Annotated in this window: 17 protein-coding genes; 7 read left to right on the forward strand and 10 right to left on the reverse strand. The window is 55.8% G+C overall.

What is annotated here, in order from left to right:
- Window positions 1-277 precede the first annotated feature (277 nt).
- From J2Y91_RS22970 to yfbV, 4 genes are all read right to left on the reverse strand, one after another.
- Window positions 278-406: a hypothetical protein gene (locus tag J2Y91_RS22970; RefSeq protein ID WP_301291977.1), complete on the reverse strand. Its 129-nt coding sequence runs from the start codon at window positions 404-406 to the stop codon at window positions 278-280.
- A gap of 167 nt (window positions 407-573) precedes the next feature.
- Entirely contained in the window at window positions 574-1233 is a 660-nt protein-coding gene (locus J2Y91_RS00775; protein ID WP_133623200.1) for a sugar phosphatase, read from the reverse strand.
- Window positions 1234-1246: 13 nt separating this feature from the next.
- Entirely contained in the window at window positions 1247-1741 is a 495-nt protein-coding gene (locus J2Y91_RS00780) for a YfbU family protein (RefSeq protein WP_048915443.1), read from the reverse strand.
- A gap of 122 nt (window positions 1742-1863) precedes the next feature.
- The gene (yfbV, locus tag J2Y91_RS00785) at window positions 1864-2316 is read right to left on the reverse strand and encodes a terminus macrodomain insulation protein YfbV (RefSeq protein WP_048915442.1); all 453 of its coding nucleotides are present in this window, start codon (window positions 2314-2316) and stop codon (window positions 1864-1866) included.
- 456 nt (window positions 2317-2772) lie between these two features.
- Here yfbV and ackA point away from each other — a divergent pair, with 456 nt between their 5' ends.
- Both ackA and pta read left to right on the forward strand, forming a co-directional pair.
- Window positions 2773-3975: an acetate kinase gene (ackA, locus tag J2Y91_RS00790; RefSeq protein ID WP_253536811.1), complete on the forward strand. Its 1203-nt coding sequence runs from the start codon at window positions 2773-2775 to the stop codon at window positions 3973-3975.
- Between the two features lie 121 nt (window positions 3976-4096).
- Complete coding sequence (gene pta / locus J2Y91_RS00795; protein WP_099754969.1) at window positions 4097-6241, forward strand: phosphate acetyltransferase; 2145 nt, start codon at window positions 4097-4099, stop codon at window positions 6239-6241.
- Between the two features lie 91 nt (window positions 6242-6332).
- Here pta and J2Y91_RS00800 read toward each other — a convergent pair whose 3' ends face one another.
- The 4 genes from J2Y91_RS00800 to pdxR all read right to left on the reverse strand — a co-directional run bounded on the left by J2Y91_RS00800 (window position 6333) and on the right by pdxR (window position 10451).
- The gene (locus J2Y91_RS00800; RefSeq protein ID WP_253536813.1) at window positions 6333-7019 is read right to left on the reverse strand and encodes a helix-turn-helix transcriptional regulator; all 687 of its coding nucleotides are present in this window, start codon (window positions 7017-7019) and stop codon (window positions 6333-6335) included.
- A 137-nt stretch (window positions 7020-7156) separates the two neighbouring features.
- Window positions 7157-7417: a helix-turn-helix domain-containing protein gene (locus J2Y91_RS00805; protein ID WP_253536815.1), complete on the reverse strand. Its 261-nt coding sequence runs from the start codon at window positions 7415-7417 to the stop codon at window positions 7157-7159.
- A 193-nt stretch (window positions 7418-7610) separates the two neighbouring features.
- Complete coding sequence (locus J2Y91_RS00810) at window positions 7611-8696, reverse strand: ABC transporter ATP-binding protein (RefSeq protein ID WP_253536817.1); 1086 nt, start codon at window positions 8694-8696, stop codon at window positions 7611-7613.
- 246 nt (window positions 8697-8942) lie between these two features.
- Window positions 8943-10451 (reverse strand): MocR-like pyridoxine biosynthesis transcription factor PdxR, encoded by a 1509-nt coding sequence (pdxR, locus tag J2Y91_RS00815; RefSeq protein WP_253536819.1) that lies wholly within the window; start codon window positions 10449-10451, stop codon window positions 8943-8945.
- 118 nt (window positions 10452-10569) lie between these two features.
- Between pdxR and J2Y91_RS00820 the strand changes: the two genes are divergently transcribed.
- From J2Y91_RS00820 to J2Y91_RS00840, 5 genes are all read left to right on the forward strand, one after another.
- Entirely contained in the window at window positions 10570-11829 is a 1260-nt protein-coding gene (locus J2Y91_RS00820) for a 4-aminobutyrate--2-oxoglutarate transaminase (RefSeq protein ID WP_048915437.1), read from the forward strand.
- 70 nt (window positions 11830-11899) lie between these two features.
- On the forward strand, window positions 11900-12925 hold the full coding sequence (locus J2Y91_RS00825) for an ABC transporter substrate-binding protein (RefSeq protein WP_253536821.1): 1026 nt from the start codon (window positions 11900-11902) through the stop codon (window positions 12923-12925).
- 84 nt (window positions 12926-13009) lie between these two features.
- On the forward strand, window positions 13010-14269 hold the full coding sequence (locus J2Y91_RS00830) for an ABC transporter permease (RefSeq protein WP_253536823.1): 1260 nt from the start codon (window positions 13010-13012) through the stop codon (window positions 14267-14269).
- 10 nt (window positions 14270-14279) lie between these two features.
- Window positions 14280-15104 (forward strand): ABC transporter permease, encoded by an 825-nt coding sequence (locus J2Y91_RS00835; RefSeq protein ID WP_253536825.1) that lies wholly within the window; start codon window positions 14280-14282, stop codon window positions 15102-15104.
- Between the two features lie 277 nt (window positions 15105-15381).
- The gene (locus J2Y91_RS00840; protein ID WP_048915433.1) at window positions 15382-16374 is read left to right on the forward strand and encodes a TIGR04086 family membrane protein; all 993 of its coding nucleotides are present in this window, start codon (window positions 15382-15384) and stop codon (window positions 16372-16374) included.
- Between the two features lie 56 nt (window positions 16375-16430).
- Here J2Y91_RS00840 and yfcD read toward each other — a convergent pair whose 3' ends face one another.
- Together yfcD and yfcF are read right to left on the reverse strand one after the other, a co-directional pair.
- Complete coding sequence (gene yfcD, locus J2Y91_RS00845) at window positions 16431-16952, reverse strand: NUDIX hydrolase YfcD (protein ID WP_133623197.1); 522 nt, start codon at window positions 16950-16952, stop codon at window positions 16431-16433.
- A gap of 107 nt (window positions 16953-17059) precedes the next feature.
- Window positions 17060-17722, reverse strand: a complete 663-nt coding sequence (yfcF, locus tag J2Y91_RS00850; protein ID WP_048915431.1) for a glutathione transferase — start codon at window positions 17720-17722, stop codon at window positions 17060-17062.
- Between the last annotated feature and the right edge of the window lie 194 nt (window positions 17723-17916).

A 17916-nucleotide genomic window follows, 5' to 3' on the forward strand; every position in this document is an offset into this window, starting at 1 on the left:
GATGAGGAGGTTGCCAGGGATTGCTGTATGCCGTCGCCATTTTTAAAACTAAACGCCTGGCCCACCACGTCGATACTCTGTCTGCCAGTCTTTAACTGCTATAACTCAGCCTGCATCTCACGCTGGTTGTCTTGCGCCTTATGTTGGCCATCCACTTTGATTGGTAATCCCTTTAAATAGTGAACTTCAGAGTAGGTATACACACTCTTTCATAGGTATTTAGCTGCGACTATATAGCAGCCAGGTTAATGGCTGCAATATGTCAAATCAGGAATTTCTAGCTGATTTTTATAGGATTTTTCTTGCCTTCTTGAGTTAACCAGCTGAATGGGATGGCGAAAAACACATCGATATTATCGGAAAAGCTAAAGGATTCGTCAGCAACCAGCGTCAGAATAAACAGCATCAACCCGCCAGTATTATCACATTATGTTAACTGTTGAATGTAATGACCTTCACCTGATCTGACTTTTATCATCACTGCTTTAGCTGGATGCGGAAGAAGATATACCAGCCAGGCTGGAAGTTACGCTGCAGGAATACTGCAGCGCAGTTGCGGGGTCTTAGGGGAGATTAGTGTTTGCGATGGACGTTGACGCTGCCGTCAGGATTCTTGTTGATGATCAACTCTTCCAGCGAGCTGAGCACCATATCGACATCTTCCAGCCGCGGTGAATCTGCCGGCGCGTTAACCGCGATCACATGGCTGCCGGAAGCCAGACCGGAGAGGATCCCGGCAGCGGCATCTTCCACCACCACGCACTCCTCCGGTTCCAGGTCGAGCAGCTGGGCGCCAAGCAGATAGGCATCCGGCTCTGGCTTGCCGCGCTCAACGCGCTCGGCGGTGACAAATGCTGCCGGGGCGGGTAAACCTGCCGCCGCATGGCGCGCGCTGGCAACGGGTATGGAACCTGAAGTGACGATCGCCCAGGGGATCTCCAGCTCGTCCAGCTGGCTTAACAGCGCAACGGCACCGGGCAGGGCAACAATGCCGTCAATATCTTCAGCTTCCAGCTTTTCCAGCGCGATAAATTCCTGCTGAATCTCCTCCGCTGAAGCCCCGCTCATAAAGTGGCGCAGTGAGGTAATTGCCTGCTTACCGTGGATGAAGCCCAGCACCTCTTCAGGAGCGATCCCGTGGCGCTTACCCCAGTTTTTCCAGGCACGTTCAACTACCGCAAGGGAGTCAACTAACGTGCCATCCAGATCAAACAGAAAACCTTTACACTTCACCGCATCTTCCTTCTCAGGCGTTGATAACTTGCGCGATCTCGTTCGCACTCAGATGATACTGCCGGGGACAATTGTGCCACAGCGCGAGCATGCGTTGGTATTTTTCCCACATCGGCACCTGAGTATCAAACTCGTGGCTGCCCGCATCAAAGTGGGTGTAGCGCCCTTCAACCTCCACCAGAAAGCGCACATAGCCAAGATATCGCCCTTCAGAAGCGGCATCAAAGCCAGGGAATACCAGACGACGCAGCTCGATGCCCTGCGGTTCTTTCAGATTGGTCCAGGAGATATGCAGGGCATGATACATCTCCATCATCGCGATCAGCGTGCGGCACTCCGCCTCCGGAAGCTGGCTAAAATCGTTATCCAGCTCGCGCATCTGCAGGCCAAAGCCGCGTTCGATAATGGTCTGATGGCGCTGGTAACGCGCGGCGTTATCCGGGTCGAGCATCGCCATCATCTGGTACTGATTGGAAAGAATTAAACGCTGGGCATGGGTCATGTCCATTTGGGGCTCCTCCGCCACGGGGAAAATAGTCAGTGGCGGCAGGATCTCACGGCGCGGGGAGAGGCTTCTTTGACGCAGCGCGGGTTTCCGGTGAGATCGTCACAGAAAACCCGCAAACGCGATTAAAGGTCGTCGAGGAAGGTTTTATCCAGCTGCTTGAAGGCGCGCTTCAGCACGTCAGCCAGTGACTGATAGGTTGGCTTGCCTTCCACCGGGGCAATGGCCTGGCCTGCGGCCTGCAACTTTTCACGCACGTCGTGGAACCAGCCCAATAAAGAAGGCGGCAATGGCGTTACCGAGCGCTTGCCCAGCCACCACAGACCCTGCATCGGCAGGCTGCAGGCGAACAGCGCGGTGGCGACGGCCGGGCCCAGCTGCCCGCCAAGGGCGATCTGCCAGGTGAGGCTGAAAACAGCCACGGGCGGCATAATGCGGATGGCAAACCGTGTCGCGCGCGTGACGCGATTTTCTGGAAACATAGGCGCAAGGCGTTTATCGACAGGCCATGTCTTCATGTAGTGCTGACCATGCTGGAACAGCTTAAACCAACCGACACTGCCGGATTCATTCGCCATGGCTAACCTCAACTTCAGAGATAAATATTAAAAAAAAATTACAAGTCACCAACTTTACCTAACATCATTCAAAATATTTTGTCTTTACGGCTGACACTGGTTATCCTGTGCGCGTTTTTACCCGTCATACTTCAAACTTCAGGTGCGCCGACTTCCTTTGCTCACCTCAGTCACTTACTTGAGTAAGCTCCTGAGGGTTCACTCAGTTGCCGTCTTCCTGAAACTCGAATTATTTAGGGTAATGCCCTGGACAGCGAGCAATCCTGGTCAACATTCGGCCAAGCCATGAAAAAGCGCATCAGATTTAAAAAAAAATCGTAAAGTTTCCAAAATTTTTTGCTTTCGGACAAAACTTTCCGGCAGCATGATGTTCATCATTAATGTACCAGCTTTCATGCGCTACGCTGATAGTCTGTTTGACTTTTATTTCGCCACTTTTAATAAATAGGACCTTCCATGTCGAGTAAGTTAGTACTGGTTCTGAACTGCGGTAGTTCTTCCCTGAAGTTTGCCATTATCGATCCGGCAAACGGCGACGAATACCTGTCAGGTTTAGCTGAATGTTTCCACCTGCCGGAAGCCCGCATTAAGTGGAAACTGGAAGGCGCTAAACAAGAAGCGGCTCTGGGTGCAGGCGCAGCGCACAGCGAAGCACTGAACTTCATGGTTAAAACTATTCTGGCACAAAAACCAGAACTGTCGGCACAAATCGTTGCTATCGGTCATCGCATCGTTCACGGTGGCGAAAAGTTAACGCAGTCCGTCGTGATTGACGAATCCGTCATCCAGGGTATCAAAGACGCCTCTTCATTTGCACCGCTGCACAACCCGGCGCACCTGATCGGCATTGACGAAGCGCTGAAAAACTTCCCGCACCTGTCAGATAAAAATGTGGCTGTTTTCGACACCGCATTCCATCAGACTATGCCGGAAGAGTCTTATCTCTACGCCCTGCCGTACAAATTGTACAAAGAGCACGGCGTACGCCGCTATGGCGCGCACGGTACCAGCCACTTCTACGTGACGCAGGAAGCCGCCAAAGTGCTGAACAAGCCGGTGTCCGAGCTGAACATCATCACCTGTCACCTGGGTAACGGTGGTTCGGTTTCCGCTATCCGTAACGGCGAGTGCGTTGACACCTCGATGGGTCTGACCCCGCTGGAAGGCCTGGTGATGGGGACCCGCAGCGGTGATATCGACCCGGCGATTATCTTCTTCCTGCACGATACGCTCGGCATGAACGTGGATGCGATCAACAAGATGCTGACCAAAGAGTCTGGCCTGCTGGGCCTGACCGAAGTCACCAGCGACTGCCGCTATGTGGAAGATAACTACGATACCAAAGCCGATGCCAAACGTGCGATGGACGTTTACTGCCACCGCCTGGCGAAATATATCGGCTCTTATGCCGCGCTGATGGATGGCCGTCTGGACGCGGTGATCTTCACCGGCGGGATTGGTGAGAATGCCGCGATGGTGCGCGAGCTGTCGCTGGCGAAGCTCGGCCTGCTGGGCTTCGAAGTGGACCACGAACGCAACCTGGCCGCGCGCTTCGGCAAAGCCGGCTTCATCAACAAAGAGGGCACCCGCCCGGCGCTGGTTATCCCAACCAACGAAGAGTTGGTCATCGCGCAGGACGCAGACCGTCTCACCGCATAATAAACGCTTCTCTCCGTCAGCTCAGGCTGGCGGAGTTGTTTTAGACACCAAGAAATTTGTATAGCCCTTGCTACTGGAGCAGCTGCTCTACGTGTGCAGGCTAAAGTCATGAGGAGTTACTGTGTCCCGTACAATCATGCTCATCCCTACCGGCACCAGCGTCGGCCTGACCAGCGTCAGCCTCGGCGTTATTCGTGCTATGGAACGTAAAGGCGTGCGTCTTAGCGTCTTTAAGCCTATCGCCCAGCCGCGCGCTGGCGGCGACAGCCCGGACCAGACCACCACTATCATCCGTAAAAACTCCAGCATTCCCGCCGCCGTGCCGCTGGCCATGAGCCGCGTGGAATCCCTGCTGGGTTCCAATCAGCAGGACGTGCTGATGGAAGAGATCATCGCCAACTACCATGAAAACACCAAGGATGCAGAAGTGGTGTTGGTAGAGGGCCTGGTGCCGACGCGCAAACACCAGTTTGCCTCGGCGCTGAACTATGAAATCGCCAAAACGCTGAATGCGGAAATCGTCTTTGTGATGTCGCTGGGCAATGACTCGCCGGCGCAGCTGAAAGAGCGCATCGAACTGACCCAGAGCAGCTTCGGCGGCAGCAAAAACAAAAACATCACCGGCGTGATCATTAACAAGCTGAACGCACCGGTTGACGATCAGGGCCGTACGCGCCCGGATCTCTCCGAGATCTTCGACGACTCCACCAAAGCCAGCGTCGCGAATATCGATCCCAAGCAGCTGTTCGCTAACAGCCCGCTGCCGGTGCTGGGCTGCGTGCCGTGGAGCTTTGAGCTGATTGCCACCCGCGCTATTGATATGTGCCGTCACCTTGACGCCCGCATCATCAATGAAGGTGAGATTGCCACCCGCCGCGTGAAATCCGTGACCTTCTGCGCACGCAGCATTCCCCACATGCTGGAGCACTTCCGTCCGGGTTCCCTGCTGGTGACCTCCGCCGACCGCCCTGACGTGCTGGTTGCGGCCTGCCTTGCAGCGATGAACGGCGTTGAGATTGGTGCCATCCTGCTGACCGGTGGTTATGCGATTGATGCGCCCATCCAGAAGCTGTGTGAACGCGCCTTCCAGACTGGCCTGCCGGTCTTTATGGTCGACACTAACACCTGGCAGACCTCTCTCAGCCTGCAGAGCTTCAACCTGGAAGTACCCAGCGACGATACCCAGCGTATTGAGCGCGTGCAGGAGTACGTGGCCAGCCACATTGACGCGGACTGGATCGAGTCGCTGACCGCCGCTTCAGAACGCAGCCGCCGCCTTTCTCCTCCGGCCTTCCGCTACCAGCTGACCGAGCTGGCGCGTAAAGCGGGCAAGCGCATCGTGCTGCCGGAAGGCGACGAACCTCGCACCGTGAAAGCGGCGGCTATCTGTGCCGAACGCGGCATCGCCACCTGTGTCCTGCTGGGCAACCCGGAAGAGATCCAGCGCGTGGCCGCAGCTCAGGGCGTTGAGCTGGGTAAAGGCATTGAGATTGTTGACCCGGAAGCCGCACGTGAAAACTACGTGGCGCGCCTGGTAGAGCTGCGCAAGAGCAAAGGTATGACCGAGGTGGTCGCGCAGGAGCAGCTGGAAGATAACGTGATGCTCGGCACCATGATGCTGGAGCGTGGCGAAGTGGACGGCCTGGTTTCCGGTGCGGTTCATACCACTGCCAACACTATCCGCCCGCCGCTGCAGCTGATCAAAACCGCGCCGAACAGCTCGCTGGTCTCCTCGGTGTTCTTTATGCTGCTGCCTGAGCAGGTGCTGGTGTATGGCGACTGCGCCATCAACCCGGACCCGAATCCGGAACAGCTGGCAGAGATTGCGATTCAGTCCGCCGACTCGGCGCTGGCGTTTGGCATCGAGCCGCGCGTGGCGATGATCTCCTACTCCACCGGTAACTCAGGTGCCGGTAGCGACGTGGAGAAAGTGCGTGAAGCGACGCGTATCGCGCAGGAAAAACGCCCTGACCTGGTGATCGACGGTCCACTGCAGTATGACGCAGCGATCATGGCCGACGTGGCGAAATCTAAAGCGCCAAACTCCCCGGTTGCCGGCCGTGCGACCGTGTTCATCTTCCCGGATCTGAACACCGGTAATACCACTTATAAAGCGGTACAGCGCTCTGCGGACCTGATCTCCATCGGGCCAATGCTGCAGGGGATGCGCAAGCCGGTCAACGACCTGTCGCGTGGCGCACTGGTTGACGATATCGTCTACACCATCGCGCTGACGGCGATCCAGTCGAAGCAGGCGGAAGGGTAATCGCGCAGCCGGGTCAGGTTTTCCTGACCTTCTGCAGACAACTGCTGACGCTTTATTCTGTAGGGGCCAATCTTTATTCGATTGGCCCTTTTTATTCCACGGGAAAAGATTCGCAGCGATTGAAAAAGCTTTGTGGGATATAGTTATTCATATTGTTATCGTGACAATACTCAATCAGCCCCCGTTTGTTGCACACGCCAATCTTGCTGTACATATTCTGCACGTAGTTTCCTACCGTACGTTGCGACAGCCCCAGGCGGATGGCAATCTCTTTCACGGAATAGGTATGTAGAATGTAAAAAATGATTTCCCACTCGCGATCGGTAAATATTTTTGAAGGTGGGGTAAAGACCAGCGAGGTAGGTACTTTTATTTTATTAAGCTTAGTCAGGATAATATTTTCAACCGGCCTACCGTGGAAAAAGGTTCCCCTCACGCTACCATCTTCTGCAATAAGGGGATATTTATCAAAGAACCAAGGAGAAAGGTAGGGCCTGTTTTCCCACGGATGTATCTCTAGTGCGGTCACGCGATCCCTGGCTTTTTCAACGGTTCTGTCATGCGCCTGAAAACAGTCCTGATATTCACAAAAATGTGAAGGCAGTTCACAGTCCAGCCGGCCTTCAAGGTTAAACCCTGCTGGCAACATAAGCATTTTCCTCAATACTGCATTACCAAAAATAAATCGTGACTCTGTATCCTTAGCCCCCCATGGTTCGCTGCTATGCTCCCAAAAGCGAATCAGCATATTGATGGTACTCTTTAATGTATCAGCCATGATATTACTCCCGTTCATTCCTTAAATATAAATAATGCCTTTATCTCACCCTCAACATAGCGAAGACCATCACAAGAATAAAAATATCGATAAATAGCTATCTGCTGAATCATTTTGTGAACGTGACAAACCAGGTACTAAGATTTTTTCCTGATGATGCGTTTGATTGTCTTTCCTGATGCGGAGAAATAACGCTGCGGCCAGATGACTTCCGGCGTGGTACCAATCGCATTAGCGATAATTAATTCCCCCTTCGGCCACGGACGGGTCAAGGCGTTAGCCAGAGTGCCCGGTGCCAGTCCATGCTCTATTGACAGCGCAGCGAGCGACCCTTTTTCCTTGCGGATAGCAGCCAAAATATCCTGTCGATGCCAGTTTTCACTCTGCTTATCCCTCATGATTCGCTCCCTGCGCGAGAAAAAGATAACGCCGTACCCGTCGGCCCCATCCCATTCAATGGCAATCAGCTCGCGGTAAACAGGGTAATAATCACTCTGATTTGCAAAACGACATTACGAGGACATTGAGAAAAGCTGTAACGCATGGAAGGATGAAAAGTCAGGCAGCCCCGACCTTTCATTTTATCGCTAATTACTGGATCACCACATCCAGCGCCCGCAGATGCTGCGGCTGCCACGACAGCAGCACTTCACTGCCCGGCTGCCAGCGGCTGTCCATTTTAGCGGGTGACAGTTTGACCATAAAGTTCCCCTGCCCTGCGACTTCCGTCAGCATCCGCACGTGATCCCCCAGATAGATAAACTGCTGAATCCGCGCCTTCACCTGCTGATCGCCCTGTTCCGGCGCATTGACGTTAATGCGCTCCGGGCGGATGCTGAGCTGGATTTTTTTACCCGGCGAGCTGGGGCGCACTTTGAGCGCATCCAGCTCGCAGCCATCGTCCAGCTGCACGCGGTAGTAGTCGCCCTGCACTGAGATCTGAGTCGCCAGCAGGCTGTTATTTTCGCCGATAAACTGCGCGACGAAGGCATTCGCCGGCTGCTCATAAAGCGTGCCGGGGCTGTCCATCTGCTGGATCATGCCGTCGTTGAATACCGCCACCCGGTTCGACATAGTCATCGCTTCGCTCTGGTCGTGCGTAACGTAGACGATGGTCAGACCCAGCATTTCGTGCAGCTGTTTAATCTCCAGCTGCATATGCTCGCGCAGCTGCTTATCCAGCGCACCCAGCGGCTCATCCATCAGTACCAGCTTAGGTTCAAACACCAGCGCTCGCGCCAGGGCCACGCGCTGCTGTTGCCCACCCGACATCTGCGCCGGGTAACGATCGGCCAGCGACGTCAGCTTAATCATATCGAGAATGCGCGACACCCGATCTTTAATATCCGCCTTGTTCATGCGGCGGATCGACAGCGGGAATGCCAGGTTTTCCGCCACGGTCATATGGGGAAACAGCGCATAATTCTGGAATACCATACCGATATCACGCTGGTGCGGCGGCAGGGTATGCAGCGGTTTCTCGCGTAGAAAAATCTCGCCATCGGTCGGGGTTTCAAAGCCAGCGAGCATCATCAGGCTGGTGGTTTTTCCAGATCCCGATGGCCCTAAAAGCGTTAAAAACTCACCCTCCTGCACCTCAAGATTCAGGTTGCGAACCACCAGCTTTTCGCCGTCGTAGCTCTTTTTGATGTTCTTAAAACTCACCAGGGATCTCATAGTATTCTCTCGTCAAGCGGGGGAAAAACCTCTCAGGCACGCTTTGTGCATTACCTGCACCGGGCGCATCTGTCGGGTGGCTCTTTTTTAGCTCTACCACAACGAATTTCGCTTAGACAAGCAGAATTTGACAAACCCCCCAAAAAAAAGCCTGAGAGATAATCTCCCAGGCTATTGTTTTCTATTGTCTTTTATCTTCGCACCAGTTTGAGTCACACAAATAACCCGCAGAATCAGGCTATTTGATTAGTTCGCACTGCGTTGGTGCAATTGCGCCGACTGCAGGCGACGGTTGAGACAGGCGAGCACCGGGGCAAATTTCTCCGCCATCTGCTGCTCCTCGACGCAGGCATAACCCAACAACAGCCCGCGCCGCGTGGTACCCAGCAGGTAATAGGCCGAGAGCGGGCGGGTCAGCACGCCGTTTTGCTCCAGCTCGGCGCTGAGCGCCACATCGTCAATATTATCGGGCAGGGAGAGGATCAGGTGCAGCCCGGCATTGCTCTGCTGAGCGATAAAACTCTCCCCCAGGCTCTCCTTGATGACCCGCACCAGCTCCGCGCGGCGGCGACTGTAGAGCTGGCGCATCTTGCGCACGTGCGCCGCGTAATGCCCCTCGCGAATGAACTCCGCCAGCGTCAACTGCACCAGCCCATTGCCGCCGCGATACAGTTCGGAGTGAGCCATCTTCATGCGCGCCGCCAGCGCTTTCGGCACCACCATGTAGCTCAGGCGCAGCCCGGGGTAGAGCGTTTTGCTGAAGGTACCGAGATAAATTACCGGTGCATCCGGTGCCAGCCCCTGCAAGGCCGGGATCGGCGACTCGGCAAAGCGAAACTCACCGTCGTAATCATCCTCCACCACCCAGCTGCCCGCGCTTTGCGCCAGCGCCAGCAGCTGGTGCCGCCGCTGCAGGCTCATCACCGAACCGAGCGGATACTGGTGCGAAGGCGTGACGCAGATCAGGCGCGGCGGGCGCAGCTCCGCGCTAAGGTCCGGCAGCGTCATGCCCTGCTCATCCACCGCCGTCGGCAGCAGGTCGATACCGTTGACCGCCAGCACGTTGCGGATCCCCCAGTAGCCCGGCTCCTCAATCCACGCGCGGTCGCCCGGGTCGCAGAGCATTTTCGCCAGCAGGTCCAGCGCCTGGTGCGTCCCGGCAGTGATCAGAATTTGCTCCGGCGTGCAGTTGACCGAGCGGATCACCCGCAGATGGTCGGCTAACGCCTGCTGCAACTCCAGGCAGCCGCCGTGGCTGGAGTAGCTCAGCGCCTCCACCGGCATACGGCGGCTAAGCCGCAGGTGGATCTTGCGCCAGATGTCGTGCGGCATATGGCTGACATCCGGCACGCCGGGCATGAACGCACCCCACTGATGTGGCCCGGCCCCGCTGCGCGTCAGCAGCCGTGAACCACGGCTGGAGAAACGTACAAAGTTAAATGGCTTGCCGGCGCTGACCGGTAACTCCTCGGTTTCCGGCACCGCTTCCGGCAGTGAGTCGCTGACGAAGGTACCACTTCCGGTGCGCGTCTGCAGATAGCCCTCGGACTGCAGCTGCTCGTAGGCTGCCAGCACGGTATTACGTGAGACCGACAGCTCGCGCGCAAGGTCGCGCGTGGCGGGCAGGCGGCTGCCGGTGGCAATGGATCCATCCTGAATCGCACACTGCAGCACGTCGTACAAACGTTTGCCCAGCGCCCCATTAGGGTTCCGGGCTAAGCGGTGTGCAAGCAGGTCTCCGAGTAACGTTCGCAAAATTGGTTCCTTGAAATAAAAAAAACTGGATCTGGTTTATAAACCCCCGAAAAAGCTACAAAACAGGGAGAGCTGAGAATGTGTGAAGTTTATACCTAAAATTTGACGAGGTAACACCATGAGTCACAGTGAAGTACAACAGCGCCGTCTGAATGCCACACCGCGCGGTGTCGGTGTGATGTGTGATTTCTTCGCCGCTAAGGCTGAAAATGCCACGCTGTGGGACCATCAGGGCCGCGAATATATCGACTTCACCGCCGGGATCGCCGTGCTCAACACCGGCCACCGGCACCCAAAAGTGATGGCCGCCGTCAGCCAACAGCTTGAGTGCTTCACCCATACCGCGTACCAGGTGATCCCCTACGAGAACTACATCGCTCTGGCCGAACAGCTTAATGCCCGGGTTCCTGTCAGCGGTCCGTGCAAAACCACCTTCTTCTCAAGCGGTGCCGAAGCGGTAGAAAATGCGGTGAAAATTGCCCGCGCTGCCACCGGTCGCCCTGGCGTTATTGCTTTCACCGGCGCATTCCATGGCCGCACGCTGATGACCATGGGCCTGACCGGTAAAGTCACGCCGTATAAAACCGGCTTCGGTCCCTTCCCCGGCTCCGTATTCCACGCCCGCTATCCGAACGCGCTGCACGGCTACAGCGTGGATGATGCGCTGGAGAGCCTGGAAACGCTGTTCAAATGTGATATCAGCCCGCAGCAGGTCGCGGCAATCATTTATGAGCCAATTCAGGGCGAAGGCGGTTTTAACATCGCCCCCGCCGAGTTTGTCAGCGCCCTGCGTAAGCTGTGTGACCAGCACGGCATCCTGCTGATTGCCGATGAGATCCAGAGCGGTTTTGCCCGCACCGGCAAGCTGTTTGCCAGTGAATACTATGAGGTAAAACCCGATCTGATGACCATGGCGAAAAGCCTTGGCGGCGGACTGCCTATCTCTGCCGTCTCCGGCCGCGCTGCGGTGATGGATGCGCCAGAACCCGGTGGTCTTGGCGGCACTTACGCCGGTAACCCGCTAGCGGTGGCGGCCTCGCTGGCGGTGTTAGAGGTGATCGAAGAAGAGCAGCTGTGCGCACGCGCGCTGCGCCTCGGCGCTGAGCTGGTCGAAACGCTGAATAGCAGCAACAACCCGGCGCTGGTCGAAGTCCGCGCGCGCGGTTCCATGGTGGCCGCCGAATTTAACGACCCTGCCACCGGTAAACCGTCCGCAGAGATTGCGCGCAGCATCCAGCAGCGTGCGCTCGAGCAGGGCCTGATCCTGCTGACCTGCGGCGTGCACGGCAACGTCATCCGCTTCCTCTACCCGCTGACGATCCCAGACGCACAGTTCAAAAGCGCGCTCGCACTGCTCTCTACTTTATTACGTGGCTGATCGATTGCGCCCGGCCACAGGGAAGTGGCATAGAAACTGCACATAAAACATTAATAATCAGGAGTTTGGCATGGTTAAGACATTAGCTGCACTGATTCTCGCGACATTCACACTCCAGGCGCAGGCGGAAAGCCTGACGGTGATTTCGTTCGGCGGCACCAATAAAGATGCACAGGACAAAGCCTTCTATAAACCGTTTACCGCCGCAGGCAAAGGCACCCTCGAAGCGGGTGAATATAACGGCGAAATGGCGCGCATTCGTGCGATGGTCGAAACAGGTCAGATCGGCTGGGATGTGGTGGAGCTGGAAACCCCGGAACTGCAGCGCGGCTGTGAAGAGGGTCTGTTTGAGACGCTGGACTGGAATAAGCTGGGCAAGAAGTCGGACTTTATCCCTGCTGCGGTGACCGAGTGCGGCGCGGGCATTTTCGTCTGGTCAACCGTGCTGACCTATGACGCGGACAAGCTGAAAAAAGGGCCAGCCAGCTGGGCAGATTTCTGGAACGTGAAGTCGTTCCCGGGCAAACGTGCCCTGCGTAAGAGCGCGAAATATACCCTGGAAATTGCGCTGATGGCCGACGGCGTGAAGCGGGAAGAGGTGTATAAAGTGCTGGCCACTCCGGCTGGCGTTGAGCGCGCCTTCAAGAAACTGGACCAGCTGAAGCCAAATATTCAGTGGTGGGAATCCGGCGCGCAGCCGCTGCAGTGGCTGGTATCCGGCGACGTGGTGATGAGCTCCGCCTATAACGGCCGCATCGGCGCCGCGCAGGATGAAGGCCACAACTTCAGGATCGTCTGGGACAACGCGCTGTATGACCTCGACAACTGGGCGATCGTTAAAGGGTCGAAGCACAAGGCGCTGGCGGAGCAGTTTATTGCCTTTGCCAACCAGCCTGAAAACCAGAAGGTGTTTGCCGAGAACATTCCTTACGGCCCTACCAACCTGAATACCAGCAAACTGCTGGATCCGGCGCGGCTGAGCAAACTGCCGACGGCACCGGAAAACCTTGCCGTTTCCATGCAGATCAACAGCGAATTCTGGCTCGAGCACGGTGAAGACCTGGAGCAGCGTTTTAACGCCTGGGCGGCAAAATAATACCCTGCGGGCGGACCGCAACAAAAAGTCCGCCCCTACTGTAGGGGCGACACCCCGTTGCCAGATATCTTTCAGGAGACAGCAATGAGTCATACCGTAATGGAAACCCCCACCCCTGCGGCCCCAGCCGGGGTGTCGCTAACCCGGCGCCTGCGTCAGGTCGACGGTACTAAAACCCGCCGCTCCCTGCTGCTGATTGCGCCGCTGCTAATTTTCGTGGTGCTCTGTTTCCTGTTTCCAATTGCCTCCATCCTGAGCAAAAGCGTTGAGAATCCGGAATTCCACGACGCTCTCCCGCAGACTTCCCGTGCGCTTGAGCAGTGGTCGGGGAAAAACCTGCCGGATGAAGCGCTGTACGCCACGCTGGGCAAGGAGCTGATCGCCGCACGTGAAAGCGGGCAGATTGCTGCCGTGGCTAAACGCCTGAGTTATGAAAACGCGGCTTTCCGCCGCCTGATCGTCACCGCGCCACGGCAGGTGCCGGAATCGGGCATGGGGGTTAAAGACGCGCTGATTGCCAAACAGCCTTTGTGGGGCGAGCTCTCCACCTGGCAAACGCTCAAGCGCGTCTCCAGCCCGGTGACCAGCTATTACCTGCTGTCGGTGTTTGACCGTAAAATTGATGTGCAAAGCGGTGACGTTAAGGCCCTGCCCGCCGACCAGGCGCTGTATGTCAATGTGCTGCTGCGCACGCTGTGGATGGCAACCGTGGTAACGCTGCTGTGCGTGGGCATTGGCTATCCGCTGGCTTACTGGCTGGCAAAACAGCCATCAAACCGCGCCAACCTGCTGATGATTCTGGTACTGCTACCGTTCTGGACCTCGCTGATTGTCCGCACCGCCAGCTGGATCGTGCTGCTACAGTCCGGCGGATTGATCAACCGGGCGCTGATGGCGGTGGGCATCATCGATCACCCGCTCACGCTGGTGTTTAACCGCGTCGGGGTGTTCATCTCCATGACCCACATCCTGCTGCCATTTATTGTGCTGCCGCTGTACGCGGTGATGAAGGGGATTTCACCGAGCTACGTGCGTGCTGCGGTATCGCTTGGTGCTCATCCGTTTCTTGCCTTCTGGCGCGTCTATGTGCCGCAGACCTGGGCCGGGATTGCTGCCGGAGCGCTGCTGGTGTTTATGATGGCGATTGGCTACTACGTGACCCCTGCCCTGCTGGGCGGCCCGGACGACCAGATGGTCAGCTATTTCGTCGCCTTCTTTACTAACAGCACCATGAACTGGGGCATGGCCGCCGCACTCGGCAGCCAGCTGCTGATCATTGTTATGCTGCTGTACATCGTATATATCCGCGTCACCCGCACCTCTGCCGAAGCGGCAGCTCACTAAGGAGATGATGATGAGACAACAGGGAACCCTGATCCTGCGCTTGTGGAAAGGCCTGTTCAATTTCTACAGCGCTGCGGTACTGCTGTTTTTAATTGTGCCGGTGCTGGTGATAGTGCCGCTCTCCTTTAACGCCAGTTCATTTCTCAGCTACCCGCTGAGCGGCTTTTCGCTGCGCTGGTATCAGACCTTCTTTCATTCACAGGAGTGGCTGAGCGCGTTGGGCAACAGCCTGATTATTGCCCCTCTGGCCACCCTGCTGGCGACGGTGCTGGGCGTGCTGGCGTCGATGGGGCTGCTGCGCGGTGAGTTTCGCGGCAAAGGACTGGTGATGGCGATGATCATTTCGCCGATGGTTGCGCCGGTGGTGATCATCGCCGTGGGAATGTTCTTCTTCTTCGCCAGGCTGTCGCTGCTCAACAGCTATCTCGGTCTGGTTCTGGCCCATGCGCTGCTGGGGGTGCCCTTTGTGGTGATCACCGTCGTGGCGGTGCTGAAGAGCTACGATACTAACCTGTCACGCGCGGCGGCCAGCCTGGGCGCATCGCCGTTCCTGACATTCCGCAAGGTAACGCTGCCGCTGATTGCCCCCGGAGTGTTTTCCGGTGCGCTATTTGCCTTTGCTGCCTCGTTCGATGAAGTGGTGGTCACGCTGTTCCTTGCCAGCCCCGGCCAGCGCACGCTGCCGATCCAGATGTTTGCCGGGATCCGGGAAAACCTTGATCCCACCATCGCTGCCGCGGCCAGCCTGATGATTGGCGCATCGCTGATCCTGTTAATCGTGATGGAAATTTTACGCCGCCGTGGGGAAAAAATGCGTCAGCCCGCGCAGGCCTGAACAATAGGTTGTATTAAACAGTACCGGGGTAATTCAAATACGCTCTCGCAAACAGGTATTTGAATTACCCTTTAATGCTTATTGATTAAACGCTAAATATTTAAAATGTCCCCATTCGCTAGTCTGCTTTTGCCGTAATTCCAATAAATTTATTTTCTGGTGGAAATCACTTCTCGTGACTAACCTTACTTCGAACGCATCAGGACTTGCGTTCACTTGGATAACTGTCAAAGCAAGGTTCAATTAGCAACCAGAGATTAATCAAAGGAATAATGTTATGAGCGAAAACTTTACTCAACCGGTTTATCGTGAAAATTACACTGGCGTACCATTAAAACGTATTTCATGGAGCGCTGTTTTTGCCGGCGTTATTTTGTCGATTGTCATCTATCTGCTGCTTTCGATATTAGGCACCGCTATTGGTACAACCACTATCGACCCGCTGAAGGAGCAAAATCCACTGGATGGATTGGGTAAAGGCGCGCTGATTTGGAGCGGGCTGAGCATGCTGATTTCCATAGCGGTTGGCGCCTTCGTCAGCGGCAGACTGGCACAGCGTGAAGGCGCGCTGCACGGTATTTTGATGTGGGCAGTTAACACGCTGATCTGCGTCTGGCTTGTGGTCTCTGTACTGAGTTCAGCAGTGAGCGGAACGGCAAGCGTGATCGGTTCCGGATTTAATTTGATGGGACAAGGTATTTCTGCCGTCGCCCCGTCGGTCACCCAGGCAGCCAAAGATAAACTGAAAGAGAGCAATATCGATCTGGGTAATGTTCAGAACGAGCTGGAAAAAACGCTGCGTCAAACCGGCAAGCCGGAGTTGCAGCCTGAGAATCTTAAAAACGATGCCCAGGGCGAAGCGAATAATGCGCAAAATCAGGCGCAGGATACCGCAAATCATCCGCAAACCGCGGACAGTGATTTAAGCAACTGGTTTAAAGGTGTGGTTGAACGTAATCAGGCTACCCTGCAGGCCGCCGACGTTGATGCGCTGAAAAATATTATTAAAGCGCGTACCGGGAAAAGCGATCAGGAAGTGGACCAAATGGTCGCTCAGGTACAGAAAAGCTATGAGCAGGCTTATCAAAAGTATCAGCAGCTGAAAGCAGAAGCCGAGCAGAAAGCGCGTGAGGCAGCCGAGAAGGCGGCCGCGGCGACGGCAAAAGCCAGCTGGTATCTGTTACTGATCCTGCTGGTGCAAGCGGTTATCGCGGGCGTGGTAGGTAAAATTGGCCGTAATACTCAGCCGGAAACTAAAGTGCTGAATTAATCGCAATTGCTGCCAGTTAATGAACAGGGATGCACAGTGATGTGCATCCCTTTTTATTAGAAAGTGCCTGACTCGTTGTTACGCGTCAGCCACAGCGACAGCGCTTTCAGCGAGTCGTTGGTGAATTCGTCACAGCGGGCGGTAATCTCTTCCGGCGTCATCCAGAAAATCTCATCCACTTCCTCTTCCTGCATGGCGAACGGGCCATGAGAAACGCAGCTGAACAGCCCGCCCCATACGCGGCAGTGCTCATCCTCGTAGTAGAAATGGCCGTGCTCGGCAAACGGCACCGCCGCGATGCCCAGCTCCTCTTCCGCTTCACGGCGCGCGGAGGCCAGCATCTCCTCACCGCTCTGCACCACGCCACCGGCCGTGGCATCTAACATGCCCGGCATAAAATCTTTAATTTCTGTGCGGCGCTGTACCAGAATTTTACCCCTGCCATCGTGAACCACGATGTAGGTTGCGCGATGGCGCAAACACTGCGCTCGCATCTGCGCACGGCTGGATTGTGCAATAACCTCGTTATCTTCGTTAACGATATCCACCCACTCCGTGCCCTGATCTTGCTCCACCATCCGTAACCCTTTTATTGTTCTGGCGCCTGGCGCTCAGTTGAATCAAACGTTTTTACGCGCCTTCGCGCTGCGCTTAAATTAATGTTTAACGCCGTATGACGCAATCATCAATTTGTGCTCATCCCGCACTCTGCTGTTTTTGACGACTCGGCAAGCCACAGCTGCACCGACGCACGCTGCCACTGGAAATGGGCGTAGTCAGCCAGCCGCTGCGGCAGCGGGTCATCATGCAGAGCCAGGCGGTTCAGCATCACGGCCAGATCGGTGTCGGCAATCGACCACTCGCCAAACAGATTCTGCTGGCCTTCCGGCAGCATGCGATCGGCAGCAGCGATAAGCCTGGCGGCTGACTGCTGCGCCGCTTCATCCAGCGCGGCAAAACGCTTACCGGCAAACAGCACCTCGGTCGGACGCTGCTGGCGAATGGGCATAAAGTCGCTGCGCAGCCACGCCTGTATTTCACGCGCTTTGGCGCGCTTTTCAATGTCACGCGGATAAAGGCGCTCATATTCCGGTGCCGGAAAACGGTCTTCCAGATACTCAGTAATCGCTGAAGACTCAGAGAGCTGGAAACCGTCTACCGCAAGGGTGGGAACGCGGCGGGTGAGCGACACTTCGCCATAGGCTGGCTGCTGATGCTCCTGGCTGGCAAGGTCGACACGCTTCAGCGTAAAAGGAATGCCTTTTTCACTGAGGGCAACGTAAACCGACATTACATAGGGGCTGAAGAAATTGGCATCTGACCATAAAACGAGAGTGGGATTACTCATCCGGACGTCCTCTGACGTTCATCAACTTGAACCTCCTGTTTAGCTGTTTTTTAGCCTAAAGGCAATCACCTGAACAGCTTCCTGCTGGTTTTCAGAAACCCTTACCATCGCGGCCTGACGCGGCATCGCTCACACGCAAACTCGCTAACTTCACCTATGCTAAACACAGGATGTGGATACCCATCACTTTGAAG

The organism is Erwinia aphidicola (assembly GCF_024169515.1).
Lineage (GTDB): Bacteria > Pseudomonadota > Gammaproteobacteria > Enterobacterales > Enterobacteriaceae > Erwinia > Erwinia aphidicola.

Bases quoted from the DNA above. Each gene is read 5' to 3' on its own strand.
- J2Y91_RS22970 (WP_301291977.1), bottom strand. From the start codon at position 406: ATGCTGTTTATTCTGACGCTGGTTGCTGACGAATCCTTTAGCTTTTCC.
- J2Y91_RS00780 (WP_048915443.1), bottom strand. From the start codon at position 1,741: ATGGACATGACCCATGCCCAGCGTTTAATTCTTTCCAATCAGTACCAG.
- yfbV (WP_048915442.1), bottom strand. From the start codon at position 2,316: ATGGCGAATGAATCCGGCAGTGTCGGTTGGTTTAAGCTGTTCCAGCAT.
- ackA (WP_253536811.1), top strand. From the start codon at position 2,773: ATGTCGAGTAAGTTAGTACTGGTTCTGAACTGCGGTAGTTCTTCCCTG.
- J2Y91_RS00800 (WP_253536813.1), bottom strand. From the start codon at position 7,019: ATGGCTGATACATTAAAGAGTACCATCAATATGCTGATTCGCTTTTGG.
- J2Y91_RS00805 (WP_253536815.1), bottom strand. From the start codon at position 7,417: ATGAGGGATAAGCAGAGTGAAAACTGGCATCGACAGGATATTTTGGCT.
- J2Y91_RS00810 (WP_253536817.1), bottom strand. From the start codon at position 8,696: ATGAGATCCCTGGTGAGTTTTAAGAACATCAAAAAGAGCTACGACGGC.
- J2Y91_RS00820 (WP_048915437.1), top strand. From the start codon at position 10,570: ATGAGTCACAGTGAAGTACAACAGCGCCGTCTGAATGCCACACCGCGC.
- J2Y91_RS00825 (WP_253536821.1), top strand. From the start codon at position 11,900: ATGGTTAAGACATTAGCTGCACTGATTCTCGCGACATTCACACTCCAG.
- J2Y91_RS00830 (WP_253536823.1), top strand. From the start codon at position 13,010: ATGAGTCATACCGTAATGGAAACCCCCACCCCTGCGGCCCCAGCCGGG.
- J2Y91_RS00835 (WP_253536825.1), top strand. From the start codon at position 14,280: ATGAGACAACAGGGAACCCTGATCCTGCGCTTGTGGAAAGGCCTGTTC.
- J2Y91_RS00840 (WP_048915433.1), top strand. From the start codon at position 15,382: ATGAGCGAAAACTTTACTCAACCGGTTTATCGTGAAAATTACACTGGC.
- yfcD (WP_133623197.1), bottom strand. From the start codon at position 16,952: ATGGTGGAGCAAGATCAGGGCACGGAGTGGGTGGATATCGTTAACGAA.
- yfcF (WP_048915431.1), bottom strand. From the start codon at position 17,722: ATGAGTAATCCCACTCTCGTTTTATGGTCAGATGCCAATTTCTTCAGC.